This window comes from Mycolicibacterium sp. ND9-15 (assembly GCF_035918395.1).
Lineage (GTDB): Bacteria > Actinomycetota > Actinomycetes > Mycobacteriales > Mycobacteriaceae > Mycobacterium.
Genome location: NZ_CP142362.1, coordinates 542,480 through 559,246 on the forward strand (window position 1 = coordinate 542,480; position 16,767 = coordinate 559,246).

The 16,767-nt window shown below is 68.9% G+C and carries 14 protein-coding genes; 2 read left to right on the forward strand and 12 right to left on the reverse strand.

What is annotated here, in order from left to right; genetic code table 11:
- Nucleotides 1-74: 74 nt before the first annotated feature.
- The 7 genes from QGN32_RS02720 to rimP all read right to left on the reverse strand — a co-directional run bounded on the left by QGN32_RS02720 (nt 75) and on the right by rimP (nt 7,733).
- Entirely contained in the window at nt 75-1,439 is a 1,365-nt protein-coding gene (locus QGN32_RS02720; RefSeq protein ID WP_326547141.1) for an MATE family efflux transporter, read from the reverse strand.
- The gene (locus QGN32_RS02725; RefSeq protein ID WP_326547142.1) at nt 1,432-2,430 is read right to left on the reverse strand and encodes a DHH family phosphoesterase; all 999 of its coding nucleotides are present in this window, start codon (nt 2,428-2,430) and stop codon (nt 1,432-1,434) included. The genes QGN32_RS02720 and QGN32_RS02725 overlap by 8 nt, the downstream gene beginning before the upstream one ends.
- On the reverse strand, nt 2,405-2,899 hold the full coding sequence (gene rbfA, locus QGN32_RS02730) for a 30S ribosome-binding factor RbfA (protein ID WP_326547143.1): 495 nt from the start codon (nt 2,897-2,899) through the stop codon (nt 2,405-2,407). The genes QGN32_RS02725 and rbfA overlap by 26 nt, the downstream gene beginning before the upstream one ends.
- Nucleotide 2,900: 1 nt before the next feature.
- Nucleotides 2,901-5,606, reverse strand: a complete 2,706-nt coding sequence (gene infB / locus QGN32_RS02735) for a translation initiation factor IF-2 (protein WP_326547144.1) — start codon at nt 5,604-5,606, stop codon at nt 2,901-2,903.
- Between the two features lie 101 nt (nt 5,607-5,707).
- Nucleotides 5,708-6,139 carry a YlxR family protein gene (locus QGN32_RS02740; RefSeq protein WP_326547145.1) on the reverse strand — a complete coding sequence of 144 codons (432 nt, stop codon included), beginning with the start codon at nt 6,137-6,139 and terminating at the stop codon, nt 5,708-5,710.
- Nucleotides 6,140-6,153: 14 nt separating this feature from the next.
- The gene (gene nusA / locus QGN32_RS02745; protein WP_326547146.1) at nt 6,154-7,197 is read right to left on the reverse strand and encodes a transcription termination factor NusA; all 1,044 of its coding nucleotides are present in this window, start codon (nt 7,195-7,197) and stop codon (nt 6,154-6,156) included.
- The gene (gene rimP, locus QGN32_RS02750) at nt 7,194-7,733 is read right to left on the reverse strand and encodes a ribosome maturation factor RimP (RefSeq protein ID WP_326547147.1); all 540 of its coding nucleotides are present in this window, start codon (nt 7,731-7,733) and stop codon (nt 7,194-7,196) included. The genes nusA and rimP overlap by 4 nt, the downstream gene beginning before the upstream one ends.
- 134 nt (nt 7,734-7,867) lie before the next feature.
- Here rimP and QGN32_RS02755 point away from each other — a divergent pair, with 134 nt between their 5' ends.
- Both QGN32_RS02755 and QGN32_RS02760 read left to right on the forward strand, forming a co-directional pair.
- Nucleotides 7,868-8,377 carry a hypothetical protein gene (locus tag QGN32_RS02755; RefSeq protein ID WP_326547148.1) on the forward strand — a complete coding sequence of 170 codons (510 nt, stop codon included), beginning with the start codon at nt 7,868-7,870 and terminating at the stop codon, nt 8,375-8,377.
- Nucleotides 8,374-8,844: a ferritin-like domain-containing protein gene (locus tag QGN32_RS02760; RefSeq protein ID WP_326547149.1), complete on the forward strand. Its 471-nt coding sequence runs from the start codon at nt 8,374-8,376 to the stop codon at nt 8,842-8,844. The genes QGN32_RS02755 and QGN32_RS02760 overlap by 4 nt, the downstream gene beginning before the upstream one ends.
- A gap of 51 nt (nt 8,845-8,895) precedes the next feature.
- On the opposite strand, the gene QGN32_RS02765 is transcribed toward QGN32_RS02760, so the two are convergent.
- The 5 genes from QGN32_RS02765 to QGN32_RS02785 form a co-directional block, all read right to left on the reverse strand.
- Complete coding sequence (locus QGN32_RS02765) at nt 8,896-10,650, reverse strand: proline--tRNA ligase (protein WP_326547150.1); 1,755 nt, start codon at nt 10,648-10,650, stop codon at nt 8,896-8,898.
- Nucleotides 10,651-10,677: 27 nt separating this feature from the next.
- Nucleotides 10,678-12,195 (reverse strand): MFS transporter, encoded by a 1,518-nt coding sequence (locus QGN32_RS02770; RefSeq protein ID WP_326547151.1) that lies wholly within the window; start codon nt 12,193-12,195, stop codon nt 10,678-10,680.
- A 172-nt stretch (nt 12,196-12,367) separates the two neighbouring features.
- Complete coding sequence (locus QGN32_RS02775; RefSeq protein ID WP_442791773.1) at nt 12,368-13,954, reverse strand: MFS transporter; 1,587 nt, start codon at nt 13,952-13,954, stop codon at nt 12,368-12,370.
- 32 nt (nt 13,955-13,986) lie between these two features.
- Nucleotides 13,987-15,192, reverse strand: a complete 1,206-nt coding sequence (cobA, locus tag QGN32_RS02780) for a uroporphyrinogen-III C-methyltransferase (protein ID WP_326547152.1) — start codon at nt 15,190-15,192, stop codon at nt 13,987-13,989.
- Entirely contained in the window at nt 15,189-16,628 is a 1,440-nt protein-coding gene (locus tag QGN32_RS02785) for a cobyrinic acid a,c-diamide synthase CobB (RefSeq protein WP_326547153.1), read from the reverse strand. Before QGN32_RS02785 ends, cobA begins: the two co-directional genes overlap by 4 nt.
- Nucleotides 16,629-16,767 lie beyond the last annotated feature (139 nt).

The window sequence follows — 16,767 nt, forward strand, 5'->3', positions numbered from 1 at the left end:
CCTTTGCGGGCGTGCGCAAACTGCTGCTTTTTCGCGGCGCGTCGTGTGCAAACACGCGCGCTCGCCGGGGGAACCTAGCCCGTGCCCGCCACTAGCCAGCGGCCCGAGAACGCGCGCCAGCCGACGAACACCAACCGCAGCACCATGAACGTCGAGAGCCCCGCCCAGATCCCGAGCAGGCCCCAGCCGAAGGCCAGCGACAGCCATATCAGCGGCAGGAAGCCGACCAGCGCGCTGGCCAACGTCGCGTTGCGCATGAACTTCGCGTCACCGGCGCCCAACAGCACCCCGTCCAGCGCGAAAACGATTCCGGCGACCGGCAACTGGGCCACCATGAACCACCACGGCACACCAATCGCGTCGAGCACGGACCGGTCGTCGGTGAACACGCTGGGGAACACCGACGCTCCGACGGCGAACACGATGGCAAGCACCGCCGACGCCAACGCGGAAAAGATCGTCACCCGCCACGCCACCGACTTCGCGTGCGCCAGCTGACCCGCGCCCAGCGCCGCACCGACCAGCGACTGAGCGGCGATCGCCAGCGAATCCAACACCAACGCAAGGAAATTCCACAACTGCAGCACGACCTGGTGGGCGGCGACGGCCGCTGCGCCGAACCGGGCGGCGACCGCTCCGGCCGACACGAAACAGGCTTGAAAAGCCAACGTCCGCAACACCAGATCGCGGCCCATCACCACCTGCGCGCGCAACACCTCCGGGTGAATCCGCAATGGAACCCGCTCGATCAGCAGCGCGCGGCAGAACAGCACCGCGGCCACCCACTGCCCCACCACATTCGCCACGGCCGAGCCCGGCAGCCCGAGCCGGGGCATGCCGAGCCAGCCGTACACCAGCAGCGGACACAACACCGCTGACACCGCGAACCCGAACACGACGAACTTCAGCGGCCGCACGGTGTCCTGAACCCCGCGCATCCACCCGTTGCCGGCCGCCGACACCAGGATCGCGGGCGCCCCGACGATCGCGATGCGCACCCACCCCAGCGCTTCGTCGGCGATGTCGCCGCCCTCGGAGGGCCCGGCCAGTGCGGACACCAGTGGCACGGCGAAAACCTCTACGGCACAGACGATCACGAACCCCAAACCCAGCGCCAGCCACGTCGCCTGCACCCCCTCCCCGACGGCGGCCGCGCGCTCACCGGCGCCGAAGAAGCGGGCCGAGCGCGCGGTCGTCCCGTAAGCCAGGAACGTCATCTGGGAACTCAGCGTGGTCAGGATCAGCCCGCCGATCGCCAACCCGGCCAACGCCAGGGCACCCAACCGGCCCACCACAGCGAGGTCGAACAGCAGGTAGATCGGTTCGGCGGCCAGCACGCCGAGCGCGGGAAACGCCAGGGCGGCGATACGACGGCCCGACGTCGCCGGCTTACGTGTGGGCCCGGGCGCGACCGCCGGGTCGCCCTCGGGTTCAGCCAAGAGCGGCGGAGAGCGCCCGCACCACGTCGTCAGCCGCCCCGGTGGCCGAGTAACCCGCGGCGTGCGGATGTCCGCCGCCTCCGAACGAACTGGCCACGCCGGTCAGGTCGTAGGACTTGGCGCGCATCGACACCGACCAGTGCGCGGGCTCGACCTCCTTGAACACCGCGGCCACCTCGGCCTGCTCGGTGGTGCGCACGATGTCGACGATGCTTTCGACCTCCTCGGGCCGGGCTTTGGCCAACTCCTCGTACCCCACCACCGCGTACACGAGTCCGCGGCCGCCGACGGCATCCGGCAGCAACTGCGCCGAGGACAGCACCCGCGACAGCATCGGCAGCCACGCGAAGGGATGGGTGTCGAACAGGGTTCGGCTGATGGCGGCGTTGTCGACGCCGAGATCGACCAGCCGTGCCGCCAGTCGGTGCGCTCGCGGGCTGGCCCACCGGAAGGAGCCGGTGTCGGTGGTCAGGCCCGCGTACAGACAATGCGCCACACCGATGTCGATCGGCTTGCCCCAGGCGTCGAGCAGGTCGGCCACCAGCATCGTCGTGGAATCCGCCGAAGCGTCGACGTAGTTGGCGCTGCCGAACAGCTGGTTGGAGGCGTGATGGTCGATGACCAGCACTTCGTGGCCGTGGTCGACGAGTCCACGCAGCGCGCCCAGCCGGTTGACGCTGGGGATGTCGACCGTGACCACCAGGTCAGTGCCCCGACGCATCGCGTCGGGTTCGACGAGCAGGTGGCCGCCGGGCAGCGACTGCAACGATTCGGGCAGTTCCGCCGGTGCGGCGAAGCTCACCTGGACGTCCTTGCCGACCTGGTCGAGCACCAGTGCCAGCGCCAGCCCGGCACCGATCGTGTCGGCGTCGGGATAGACGTGGCAGACCACGCCGATCGTCGCGGCAGCCGAAAGGAGTTCCGCGGCGGCGTGGGCATCGACCCGATGGCCCACTTCGGCAGCGTCAGTCGTCTTGTCTATCGCGGTCACCGATGTCCTCAGAGTCGTCCAGGCCCCCGCGGCTTTCATCCTCACTGACACGGTACGGGTCGGCGTCCCCCGCGTGCTTGGCACCTTGTCGAACCCTCGCCAAATCCTCATCCGCGGCGCGGGCGCGGGCGAGCAGTTCCTCCATCTTGACCGCCGCGTCGGGAACGGTGTCCCGTTCGAACATCAGCGTCGGTGTGAAGCGCACACCGAGACTTGCGCCCATCTTGGAGCGCAGCACCCCTGTTGCCTTCTCCAGCGCCGCGGCCGCCCCGGCGTAGTCCGGCTCCTCGGACAGCGACGAGCCGAGCACCGTGTAGTACAGCGTCGCGTCGTGCAGGTCGTTGGTGACCTTGGCGTCGGTGATGGTGACACCGGCCAGCCGCGGATCCTTGATCTCGTACTCGATCACCGAGGCGACGAGGGTCGAGATGCGCTTGGCCAGCCGCTTCGCCCGTGCGGGGTCCGCCACGCTAGCTGCGCTCTTTCTCGACCAGTTCGTACGTCTCGATGACGTCGCCTTCCTTGATGTCGGAGTAGGTCAGCGTCAGACCGCATTCGTAACCCTCACGGACCTCGGTGACGTCGTCCTTCTCGCGGCGCAGCGAGGACACGGTGAGGTTCTCGGCCACCACTACGTTGTCGCGCAGCAGCCGGGCCTTTGCGTTGCGCCGCATGATCCCGGACTGGACGAGGCAACCGGCGATGTTGCCCACCTTCGACGACCGGAAGATCGCGCGGATCTCGGCGCGGCCGAGTTCGCGCTCCTCGTAGATCGGCTTGAGCATGCCCTTGAGCGCGCTCTCGATCTCGTCGATCGCCTGGTAGATGATCGAGTAGTAGCGGATCTCCACACCCTCGCGGTTGGCCAGCTCGGTGGCCTTGCCCTCGGCGCGGACGTTGAAGCCGATGATGATCGCGTCCGAGGCCGACGCCAGGTTGACGTTGGTCTCGGTGACGCCACCGACGCCGCGGTCGATGACGCGCAGCTCGACTTCGTCGTCGACCTGGATGCCCAGCAGGGCCTCCTCGAGAGCCTCGACCGTACCGGCGTTGTCGCCCTTGAGGATCAGGTTCAGCTGGCTGGTTTCCTTCAGCGCCGAATCCAGATCCTCGAGGCTGATCCGCTTGCGGCTGCGAGCGGCCAGCGCGTTGCGCTTGCGTGCGCTGCGACGGTCGGCGATCTGACGCGCGATGCGGTCCTCGTCGACGACGAGGAAGTTGTCACCGGCGCCGGGCACCGACGTGAAGCCGATGACCTGGACGGGCCGCGACGGCAGGGCCTCGGTGACGTCCTCGCCGTGCTCGTCGACCATGCGTCGGACGCGGCCGTAGGCATCGCCGGCGACCACCGAATCACCCACGCGCAGCGTGCCGCGCTGCACCAGCACCGTGGCCACCGGCCCGCGCCCGCGGTCCAGGTGCGCCTCGATCGCCACGCCCTGGGCCTCCATGTCGGGGTTGGCCCGCAGGTCGAGGGCGGCGTCGGCGGTCAGCACGACCGCTTCCAGCAGCGCCTCGATGTTGGTGCCCTGCTTGGCGGAGATGTCGACGAACATGGTGTCGCCGCCGTAGTCCTCGGGGATCAGCCCGTATTCGGTGAGCTGGCCGCGGATCTTGGCCGGGTCGGCGCCTTCCTTGTCGATCTTGTTGACCGCCACCACGATCGGCACTTCGGCGGCCTGCGCGTGGTTGATCGCCTCGACGGTCTGCGGCATCACGCCGTCGTCGGCGGCCACCACGAGGATCGCGATGTCGGTGGCCTTCGCACCGCGCGCACGCATGGCGGTGAACGCCTCGTGGCCCGGGGTGTCGATGAACGTGATCGGCCGGACGTTGCCGTCGAGATCGACCTCGACCTGGTAGGCGCCGATGTGCTGGGTGATGCCGCCTGCCTCGGCCTCGCGGACGTTGGCCTGACGGATCGAGTCCAGCAGTCGGGTCTTGCCGTGATCGACGTGGCCCATGACGGTGACCACCGGCGGACGCTGTTCGAGATCCTCTTCGCCGCCCTCGTCTTCGCCGTAGGTGAGGTCGAAGGACTCCAGCAGTTCGCGGTCCTCATCCTCCGGCGAGACGACCTGAACTTTGTAGTTCATCTCGCTGCCGAGCAGTTCGAGGGTGTCGTCGCCGACGGACTGCGTCGCGGTAACCATCTCGCCGAGGTTGAACAGCGCCTGCACCAGCGCGGCCGGATTGGCGTCGATCTTCTCGGCGAAGTCGCTCAGCGACGCACCGCGGGCGAGCCGGATCGTCTCACCGTTGCCGTGCGGCAGCCGAACACCACCAACGACCGGGGCCTGCATGTTCTCGTATTCGGCGCGTTTCGCCCGCTTCGACTTACGGCCACGCTTCGGCGCACCACCGGGTCGACCGAACGCACCGGCAGCACCGCCGCGTTGGCCGGGACGACCACCGCCACCCGGCCGGCCGCGGAAGCCACCACCACCGGCAGGCGCACCGGCCCCGCCGCCGCGGTAGTTACCGCCGCCGCCACCACCGCCCGGACCGCCGGGACGACCGCCGCCGGCACCGGGCCCGCGGGCGCCGGGGCCGGGACGCGGACCGCCGGGACGGCCCATGGCGCCGGGCCGGGCGCCGGGTGGGCGCGGCGGCATGTTGCCGGGCGTCGCGCCGCCTGGCCGCGGCGCACCGGGCCGCGGAGCCCCGGGACCGGGCCGGGGGCCTTGAGGACGGGGGATCGGACGGTCGACCGGCTGTTGAGAGGAGAACGGGTTGTTTCCGACGCGCGGAATGCGTGGCGCCGGCTTCGGCGCGCTCGGCGGGCCCGGTCGCGGACCGGGTGTCGGACCCGGGCGGGTGGGTGGCGCGGCGGGCGTGGCCGGCGGAGTGGCCGCTGCGGGCTGAGGTGCGACGGGCGGCGCCTCAGCGGCGGGTGCGGCAGGCTTGGGCGCGGGTGTCTTCGCCGCGCTCTTGGCCGGTGCGGCCGCCGGCGAGCCAGCCGACGACCCATTGCCGTCGGCCTTGACCTTTTCCGCGACCTTCTCCGCGGCCTTCCCGCCGCCGAAGGATTCGCGCAACCGGCGCGCAACCGGCGCCTCCACCGTGGAGGACGCGGATTTGACGAACTCACCCTGTTCGCTCAGACGAGCGAGAACTTCCTTACTGGTGACACCGAGTTCCTTGGCCAACTCGTGTACACGGGCCTTACCTGCCACTACATCTCCATCTCTAGAGGCGTCAGCGGTGGTGGGCGCCGCGCCTCGGGTTAGCTATGACGCATGGTCATCGGGACTTCACGGTGTGCTCATGTTCTTCGCTACCTGTTCTGTTGCCGTGCGACCGGGGTGTCCGCACTGCTCACAGTGCCGACGTACTCGATCACCGCGGATAGGTCCGGTGAACCGGTGATGCGCAACGCTCGACCGAACGCTCGCCGTCGCATTGCTGCGTCGAGGCACTGTGGGGTGGGATGCAGCCATGCACCCCGCCCCGGCAGCTTTCTCGCCGGGTCAACGGTTACGACGCTGGGACCATTCCCAGCCTCGTCAACGTTGCCGACAGCGATCACCCGAAGCAGTTCGACGGCCAGCTCTCGTTTTCGGCAGCCAACGCAGGTCCGCACCGGTCCGACAGGTTCGTCGGGGCTGCGTCGTTGCGTCGAAGCCGAAGTCTCGCGCTGGATCACCGGTGAGTCTACCGCCACTGTCGCTGGTATTTGAAATGGCTGCACTGGTCGGCGTTGGCGCACGCGCCGACCGGTGCCTACCGCTCGCCGACGGCCCCGCCCGCCGCGTCCTGGCCGGGCTCGGCCTTCCCGGCAGGGGCCGCGTCGCTGCGGATGTCGATGCGCCAACCGGTGAGTCGGGCCGCCAGCCGGGCGTTCTGCCCTTCCTTGCCGATGGCCAGCGACAACTGGAAGTCTGGCACCACGACGCGGGCCGCACGGGCGGTCTCGTCGATGACCGCCACCGAGACCACTTTGGCCGGCGAAAGCGCGTTGGCGACGAACTTCGCCGGATCGGGGTCGTAGTCGATGATGTCGATCTTCTCGCCCGACAACTCGCTCATGACGTTGCGCACTCGCTGGCCCATCGGCCCGATGCAGGCCCCCTTGGCGTTGAGGCCAGGCACCCGGGAGGTGACCGCGATCTTCGACCGGTGGCCGGCTTCCCGCGCCACCGCCACGATCTCGACGGACCCCTCGGCGATCTCGGGGACCTCCAGTGAGAACAGCTTGCGCACCAGGTTCGGATGCGTGCGCGACAGCGTGATCAACGGTTCACGCGCGCCGCGGCTGACGCCGACGACATAGCAGCGCAGCCGGTCGCCGTGGTCGTAACGTTCACCGGGCACCTGCTCGGCGGCGGGGATGACGCCCTCCGACCCCTTGGTTTCGCTGCCCATCCGGACCACGACAAGGCCCCGCGCGTTGGCGCGCGCATCGCGCTGGATGACGCCGCCGACGATGTCGCCCTCCCGTGCCGAGAACTCGCCGTAGGTCTTCTCGTTCTCGGCGTCACGGAACCTCTGCAGCATCACCTGGCGTGCCGTAGTGGCGGCGACACGGCCGAAACCCTCTGGGGTGTCCTCCCATTCGGAGACCGTGTTGCCGTCCTCGTCGAGTTCGGTGGCGATGACCTTGACTTCGCCGGTCTTGCGGTCGATCTCGATCCGGGCCTCGGCGGCGTGCCCCGCAGTGTGTCGATAGGCGGTCAGGAGTGCCGACTTGATGGTTTCGACGAGTTCGCCCACCGGGATGCCCCGATCCACCTCGATGGCATGCAGCGCGGCCATGTCGATGTTCACGCGGGATCCTCCTTCCCAGATTGGCCGACCAGCTCCATCTCTCGTGGATTAGGAGGCGAGAATTCAACTTGCACAACGGCTTTCGATATCTCACCCAACGGCAGCTCCCGGATCGAGAAGGTGGGCCGCTTGCCGTCCCGCACCACCAAACGCAGTACGGCGTCGTGGATTTCACCGACCCGCCCGGTGAGTCGGGTGCCATCGGCGAGGGTCAGTTCGACTTTGCGGCCGCGCGCCCGGCGGTAGTGCTTTTCAGCGGTCAGGGGCCTGTCCACGCCCGGCGAGGTCACCTCGAGGACATAGGGTGCGGATCTCGCGTCGACCTCATCGAGCAGCGTCGACGCGGTACGGGACAGCTCGGCGATCGAATCGAGGTCCAGGCCGCCGTCCCCGTCGGCTACCACCGTGACGCGCGGCGGACGCGCGGCGGTATCGACGATCACGCCCTCGATTTCGTAACCTGCGCGCGCGAACTCGCCGTCGAGTAGCTCGATCACCTCTTTCTGCGACGGCAATCCCGCAGAACGCTCCGTCACGGCGAGCTCCTCGTCTTGAGTTGTCCGGACCCGACTCCCGGGCGGCACACCCTGGAACCGACACTCCACGATACGCCAGCACTGCCGCGGTAACCGCCAAACGAGCACCGATGCGAGGGGAGCGCAATGGCAAGATGTTTGTCGTGCCGAGCCCTCCGCCGACCATCAACAGGCGACGCGTGCTGGCTTCGGCCGCGGCGTTGGCGCTGCTCGCCGCTACCGCGGCCGCATGCGGCTCGCCGCCACCGCCACCGCAGGTCGACGAACTCTCCGCACAACTCGACCGGGCGCGCGCCGACAGCCAGTTGGCCACCGATGCCGCCGCACACGAACGCGGGGCCGTCGCGCAGGCATTGACCGCCGTGGCCGCCGAACGCGCGGCCCATGCCCAGGCGTTGGCCGACGAACTGGTCCGGATCCGCGGCGACGAGGCACCCACCCAGACGCCGACCAGCACGACCGCCGAGCCGGTGAAGCCACCCACCGTCAAGGACACGGTCAACGCGCTGCGGGCGTCGGCGGCCGCCGCCACCGAGTTGGCGGCCAAGCTCTCGGGCTACCGCGCCGGGCTGATCGCGTCGATCGCCGCGGCGTGCACCGCCGCGTACACGGTGGCCCTCGGCGAACCGCGGCGGCCGCGATGACGTCGGTGGAGCCGACCGGACCGGCGCGTCCGTCAAACCCCGCTGACGGCGCGCTGTTCGATGCGATCGCCACCGAGCACGCCACCATCTACGGATACGGCATTGTCTCGGCGCACTCCACGCCCGAGGACAACTACCTGGTGTCGAAGTCGATGGCCGAGCACCGCGACCGCCGCGAGGCCGGGCTGGCGATGCTGAGCGAGCGATCGATTGAGGCTCCCCTGCCCGCCGCTGGATATCAGCTCCCGATGAAGGTCGATACCCCGACCGATGCCGCCAAGCTCGCCGTCCGCATGGAGCAGGACGCTGCGGTTGCGTGGCGGGCGGTCGTCGAGCAGGCCACCACCGAGCAGGACCGCGCCTTCGGCGTGGCGGCGCTGACGCAGTGTGCGGTGAAGGCAGCGCGCTGGAGCCAGGTGCTCGGCACGACACCGGTCACGGTGGCATTTCCCGGCGGCAACGAATAACCCACGCGCCGAACGTGCGCTCACTGCGAGATTCCAGTCGTGTTCTCGCGCTCAGCGCACGTTCGGCGAACTGAGGGTCGTCGCGATGTCCGCTGCCGCGGCGCCGACGGCTATCTCCCGGTTGTCTCCGGTGAACCGGTTGCGCAGTTCGACCACGCCGTCGGCCCAGCCGCGGCCGACCACCACGATCCAGGGCACGCCGAGCAGTTCGGCGTCCTTGAACTTCACCCCCGGCGATGCCTGCCGGTCGTCGAGGAGAACGTCGACACCGCGGCGGTCCAGTTCGGCCGCCAACTCTTCCGCGCCCGCGCGGGCCGCCGCGTCCTTGTTCGCGATGACCAGGTGGACGTCGAAGGGAGACACCGACGACGGCCACCGCAGGCCGAGCTCGTCGTGGTGCTGTTCGACGATGACCGCGACCAGCCGCGACACCCCGATGCCGTAGGAACCCATGGTCAACCGGACCGGCTTGCCGTCCTCGCCGAGCACGTCGACCTCGAACGCTTCGGTGTACTTGCGGCCCAGTTGGAAGATGTGGCCGATCTCGATACCGCGCGCGGACACCAGCGGCCCGGCCCCGTCCGGCGACGGGTCGCCGTCGCGTACCTCGGCTGCCTCGATGGTGCCGTCGGCGACGAAGTCGCGCCCGGCAACCAGGCCGACCACATGTTTGCCGGACTCGTCGGCACCGGTGATCCACGACGTGCCGTCGACCACCCGTGGGTCGACGAGATAGCGAACACCGTTGGCCAGCAACGCTTTCGGACCGATGTACCCCTTGGCGAGGAACGGATACCTGGCGAAGTCGGTGTCATCGAGCAACGCGTACTCGGCAGGTTCGAGCGCGGCACCGAGCCGTTTGTCGTCGACCTCCCGATCGCCGGGCACCCCGACGCCCAGCAGTTCCCATTCCCCGCCGGGCGCACGGGTCTTGAGCATCACGTTCTTCAGCGTGTCGGCCGGGGTGACGGTGCGGTCCAGCGCCGAGTTGGCCCAGTCGACCAGCGAGGCGATCGTCGGGGTGTCCGGGGTGTCGTAGACCTTGGCCTCGGGTTGGCCGTCGATCGGCAGGGCCGCAGGGACCGCGGTGGTGACCGCCTCGACGTTGGCGGCGTAGCCGGACTCCAGACACCGCACGAAGGTGTCCTCGCCGATCTCGCTCTCGGCCAGGAACTCCTCGGACGCGCTGCCGCCCATCGCACCGGATACCGCCGAGACGATGACGTAGCGCACGCCCAGCGTGTCGAAGATCCGCTGGTAAGCGTCGCGGTGGCGCAGGTAGGCCGCCCGCAGTCCGTCGTCGTCGACGTCGAACGAATACGAGTCCTTCATGACGAACTCGCGCCCGCGCAGGATTCCGGCGCGTGGCCGCGCTTCGTCGCGATACTTGTTCTGGATCTGGAACAACAGCAGCGGAAAGTCCTTGTAGCTGCTGTACTCCCCCTTGACGGTCAGGGTGAAGAACTCCTCGTGCGTCGGCCCGAGCATGTAGTCGTTGCTGCGACGGTCCTGCAGGCGGAACACGCTGTCGCCGTACTCGGTCCATCGGTTGGTGGTCTGGTAGGGACCTTTGGGCAACAGCGCCGGGAACAGGATCTCCTGTCCGCCGATCGCGGCCATCTCGTGGCGAACGACCTGCTCGATCTTGCGAAGCACCTTGAGCCCCAGCGGCAGCCAGCTGTACAGCCCCGGCCCGACCGGGCGGATGTAGCCCGCCCGGATCAGCAGCCTATGGCTGGGCACTTCGGCGTCGGCCGGGTCGTCGCGCAGGGTGCGCAGAAACAACTCCGACATGCGGGTGATCACAGCCGACAACCTTACTGACTGAGTGAGCTACAGCTCGCCCGCCTCCACCGCCTCCTTGGTGTGCTGCGCGGCGGCGATCTGGCGGGGGGAGAATCGGATCCCGAACGCGGCGATGCCGACGATCACGGCCACCCCGGCGACCCAGAGCAGCGAGTAGGTGTAGCCCTGGCCGAGGGCGTCGAGCTGGGCCGGGGTCATGTCCTTGACCGGTCCGGTCGTGCCGCCCAGGTACAGGGTGCGAGACGTCTGCACGGCTTGGATGACGACCAGCACCAGCGGGCCGCCGAGGTTCTGCACCATCAGCGTGATCGACGACACCGGACCGATCTCGCCGGGGCCCACTCCGGCGATCGCGCACAGCGGCAGGATCACCGCGATCGCCCCGATGCCGAATCCACCGACGACGATCGGCGCGAACAGGTCCGGAAAGTACGGGATGCTGCGGTCCAGCGTAGAGCCGTACAGCATCGCCCCGAGCACGAACAGGCCGCCGCCGAGGATCAGCCAGCGCGGCGCGACATGCGGCGCAAGCCGGGCGGCCATCGCGGTGCCCACCCCGAACGCGAGCGCGAACGGGATGAAGCAGATCCCCGCCTCGAGCGCCGAATAGCCCAGCACGTCCTGCACCAGCAGCCCGATCATCACGGTCAGCGTCAGCAGTACGCCACCCGCGAGGAACAGCGCGACGAACGTCATCACCCGGTTCCGGTTGTCGAACACCGAGAACGGCACGATCGGGTGCTGCGCGGTGCGCTCGACAATCAGGAAGCTGACAAAGAAGGTCACCGACGCGACCCCAGCGCCGATCACCAGCGGGTCGATCCAGCCGCGCGGAGGGCCCTGCGTGAAGACGAGCACCGCCGACGAGCAGCCCAGGGTGGCCAGCAGCGCACCGGTGACGTCGAGTTTGAGCCGCTCGTGGTGCGTCTCGGCGAGTTTGAGGACCGCGATCGCGATGATCGCGATGCCGATCGGCACGTTGATCAGGAACGCCAGCCGCCACGAGATCACGGTCAGTGCCCCGCCCAGGACCAGCCCCAGTACCGAGCCGACGCCCTGCATGGCCGCCGAGATGGCCAGCGCGCGGTTGCGCGCCTGCCCGACCCTGTACGTCGTCGCGATCAGCGCGAGCCCGGTGGGCGCCGCCACCGCCGCCCCGGTGCCCTGCACCGCTCGGGCCACGATGAGCGTGGCGGGGTCAGTGGCCAGGCCGCACACCAGCGAGGCGATCGTGAAGACCCCGACGCCGGATAGGAACGCGCGCTTGTGGCCGATCGCGTCGCCGACGCGCCCACCGAGCAACAGCAGGCCGCCGAACGCCAGGACATAGGCGGTGATCACCCAACTCTTGCTGGCGTCGGTGAGGCCGAGGTCGGCCTGCATCCGGGGCAGCGCGACGATCACGATCGTGCCGTCGAGGGTCGCCATGAGTTGCATGCCGGTGATCGCGAGGATCGCCGGGCCCAGAACCGACGAGGCGAGCGGTAGCGCCGCGGGCGGCACGGGGCGGTCTGTCGATCCCGTGGGACCACCGACGGCAGACATGGAAAGCCACCCTACCGAGTGCGGTTTTCGCGCTATAGCTCTCCGGAGTCAGATGTCGAGCTAAAGCTCTCCGGAGTCAGATGTCGAGCTAAAGCTCTCCGGAGTCAGATGTCGAGCTAAAGCTCTCCGGAGTCAGATGTCGAGCTAAAGCTCTCCGGAGTCAGATGTCGAGCTAAAGCTCTCCGGACTCGATCGCGTCCTTGACTTCCTGCGCATGCGCGACCTGCGATGCTGTGTAGCCGATGAACAGCGCGGCACCGCCGACGATCACCGCGACCGCGGCCACCCACAGCAGGCCGTACGTGTAACCCTGATCCAGCGCATGCAACTGCGCGGCGGTCATGTCGTTGACCGGGCCGGTGGTGCCGCCCAGGTACAGCGTGCGCGAGGTGATCACGGCCTGGATCACGGCGAGTACGACGGGACCGCCGAGGTTCTGCAGCATCAGAGCGATGGCCGACACCGGGCCGATCTGGTCGAAGCCGACGCCGGCGATCGCCGACAGCATCAGCGGCACCACGATCATGCCGATGCCCAGGCCGCCGACGGTGATCGGCAGCACCAAGTTCGGGAAGTACGGGATGTTGGCGTCCAGGGTCGAGCCGTAGATCATCGCGCCGAGCACCAGCACGCCGCCGGCGATCACCAGCAGTCGCGGCGGGAACATCTGCACCAGCTGCGACGACAGCCCGAGCCCGATCCCGAGCGCGATCACGAACGGGATGAATCCGATGCCGGCCCGCAGGGGGCTGTAATCCATGATGTCCTGCACGTACAGCCCGATCAGGACGGTCAGCGTGAACATCACGCCGCCGGCCAAGAAGATCGCCGCGAACGTCGCGACCCGGTTGCGGTCCTTGAACAGGTCGAAGGGCATGACGGGGTTGGCGGCGGTGCGCTCGACGTAGAGGAAGGCGAGCAGGGCCGCAGCCGCGGCGAGGCCCGAACCCAGCGTGATCGGCGACAGCCAGCCCTGCTCGGGTCCCATCGAGAACCCGAACACCGCGGCGGTACATCCCAGCGTGGCCAGGATCGCGCCGGCCGCGTCGAGCTTGAGCCGCTCGCGGCTGGTCTCGCGCAGCGTCTTGCGGGCCAGGTGGATCATCACCAACCCGATCGGCACATTGATGAGGAACGCCCACCGCCACGACACCTCGGTCAGCGCGCCGCCGACGATCAGACCCATCACCGAGCCGATGCCGGTCATCGCGGCGAAGATCGCGGTGGCGGCGTTGCGGGCGGGGCCCTTCGGGAACGTGGTGGCGATCAGTGCCAGCGCAGTCGGCGACGCGATCGCCGCGCCGACGCCCTGCAGCAGCCGGGCGACCACCAACGTCGCCTCGTTCCACGCCAGGCCGCACAGCACCGAAGCGATGGTGAACAGCGCGACGCCGACGATGAAGGTGCGCTTACGGCCGATCGTGTCGCCCAGCCGCCCGCCGAGCAGCATCAACCCGCCGAAGGTCAGCACGTATGCGGTGATGACCCAGCTGCGGCCGGCGTCGGAGAGGCTCAGCTCGTCCTGAATCTTGGGAAGCGCCACGATTGCAACGGTGCTGTCCATGGTGGCGAGGAGCTGCATACCGCCGATCGCGATGACCGCGGCGAAGAAGCGGCGCGAGGGCAGCCACGCCGGCCGGCCGGTCCGCTCCCGCGCGGACTGCGTGGCGCTCCTCTGGGAGTGCGTTGGGAACGCCCGGTCCCCGCCCTCGGCGTCACGGCGCATGGCAGCACGCTCAGCGTCATTGAGAGCCGTCATGCGGGTTACCTTACAGTAATCTTAAGAATCCTTTAACCGCCGAAGGCGGCCACCGGGCCTATCACGATGATCGCCGGCGGCCGAATTCCGTCCTCCCGGATCCGTTCCGCCACATCGGCGAGGGTGGCCCGCAAAGTGCGCTGCGCCATCGTCGTGCCGTGCTGCACCACCAGCACCGGCGTATCCGCAGGTCGTCCGCCTTCCCGCAGGGCCTTGGCGAAAAGTTCGATGCGTTCGACCGCCATCAGCAACACGATTGTGCCCGAAAGTGCGGCCAGGGCATTCCAATTCACTAACGATTCCGGATCCCCCGGTGCGACATGCCCGCTGACCACCACGAATTCGTGCGTGACATGGCGGTGGGTGACCGGCACGCCGGCCAGCGCCGGTACCCCTATGGCACTGGTCACTCCCGGGACGACGGTGACAGGTATTCCGGCCTCGGCGCACGCGAGCACCTCTTCGTACCCGCGCGCGAAGACGAACGGGTCGCCGCCCTTGAGTCGCACGACGAACTTGCCTGCCTTCGCGCGATCGATCAGAAGGCCGTTGATCGCCTCCTGCGCCATGGCCCGGCCGTACGGGATCTTCGACGCGTCGATGACCTCGACGTGCGGGGACAGTTCGGCCAGCAGTTCCTGAGGGGCGAGGCGGTCCGCGACGACGACGTCGGCGTGCGCCAGTAACCGACGGCCACGGACGGTGATCAGTTCGGGGTCGCCGGGCCCTCCGCCGACGAGCGCCACGCCGCCGTGCACGACGTCGGGGGTCGCCGACATGTCCGGGGCGATCAGCCCCCGCTGCATGGCTTCGTGGATCGCCGACCGGATCGCTGCCGAGCGGCGGTGCTCACCGCCGGCCAGCACGCCCACCGACAGGCCCTCGTACTCGAACGACGCGGGGGTGACCGCGGTGCCCTCGATGGCCACGTCGGCGCGCACGCAGAAGATGTGGCGTTGCTGGGCCTCCGCCACGACGGCGGCGTTGACCGCTGGGTCGTCGGTGGCCGCGATCGCATACCAGGCGCCCTCGAGATCACCGGCACCAAACTCGCGCAGCAACACGGTGATCCCGGCCATCGCCTCGACCACCGGGGTGACCTCGCGGGCGATCACGTGCACATCGGCACCGTTGGCCACCAGAAGCGGCAATCGCCGCTGCGCGACGCTGCCGCCGCCGACGACGACAACCTTCCTGTCGGTCAGGCGCAGGCCGACGAGGTAGGCGTTCTCGGTCACCGGATCCCATTCTCTTCGCGCAAGCGGCTCATCGGCGCCTCATTCTCTTCGCGCAAGCGGCTCATCGGCGCGAGCTTAGAGGCTGCGGCCGCGGCCACGAAGCGGCTGATCGCTTGCGGGTGCGCGGCCGGGTGGGTGTGCAGGTAGCCGGCATGCACGCCGCCGTCCACGGCACCGTCGCGTCTGCGCTCGATTTCGCGGCCGGCGAAGATCCACGCGGGCTCGTAGCTGTCGGCGAAAGAGACTGCGGTGCGGTGGAACTCGTGCCCCATCATGCGGTCGCCGACCGAATGCAACGGCGAGTCGGTCACCACGACCGCTTCGCGGTAGCCGAGGGTGAGGTGGTCGGTGAACGTCGCCGACCCGAACAGCACACCGCACATCGGGTGACCGTCGAGGTCGTCGACGAGATAGGTCAGCCCCGCACACTCGGCGTGCACCGGCGCACCCGCCGCCGCCAATTGTTTGATCTGCGCCCGCGCGATGTCGTTGGCCGACAGTTCGGTGACGAACTCCTCGGGGAAGCCACCCGGTAGCACGACGGCGGCGGTGTGCTGTGGCAGCGGATCGGTCAGCGGGTCGAACTCGACGACCTCGGCACCGGCGGCGGCGAGCACTTCGCGATGCTCGGCATAGCCGAAGCTGAAGGCGCGGCCCGACGCGAGCGCCACCGTGGCGCTTCCGCCGACGGGCGTCACCTCCTCGGCATCCCAAGGATCGGCCATCACCCGACTGGCGGCCAGCGCGGTGATCCCGACGAGGTCCACATGGCGCCCGACGAGCGCGGTCATCGCCTCGACGGCCGCGCGGGCCCGATCGCCGTGTTCGATCGCGGTGACCAGACCCAGATGCCTTGAGGGAACGGATAATTCGTCGCTGCGTGGGATCGCGCCGAAGACGGGCACGCCGGCTTGCTCACAAGCCTGCCGCAGCACCTCCTCGTGGCGCGGCGAGCCCACCCGGTTGAGGATCGCCCCGGCGATGCGAACCGAAGCGTCGAACGTCGAAAAGCCGTGCAGCAGTGCGGCGATACTGTGGCTCTGCCCGCGGGCATCGACGACCATGACGACCGGCGCGCCCAACAGCTTGGCGACATGTGCGGTGGACCCGAACGGAGTGCTCGGTGAACCCTCGGCGATACGCCCGTCGAACAGGCCCATCACGCCTTCGATGACCGCAATGTCGGCGCTGGTGCTGCCGTGCCGGTACAACGGTCCGATCAGCTGCTCCCCCACCAGCACCGGGTCGAGGTTGCGGCCCGGTCGGCGGGTGGCCAACGCGTGGTAGCCGGGATCGATGTAGTCGGGGCCGACCTTGAACGGTGCGACGGCTCGCCCCGCGCGCCGAAGTGCACCCATCAAACCCGTTGCGACGGTGGTTTTTCCGCTACCCGAGGCGGGCGCGGCGATCACGACGGCGGGCGTCGCCCTGGTCACGCCACCCTCCCCCTACTTCCGCGAGCGTGCGCGTCTGTAGACGACACGCCGCGAGTTCTCGACACTTTGCGCCCGCTCGGAGCGCGGCGAGCGTGCGCAACTGCCTGAGTTCGCGCGGCGTGCCGTGTGCAAACACGCA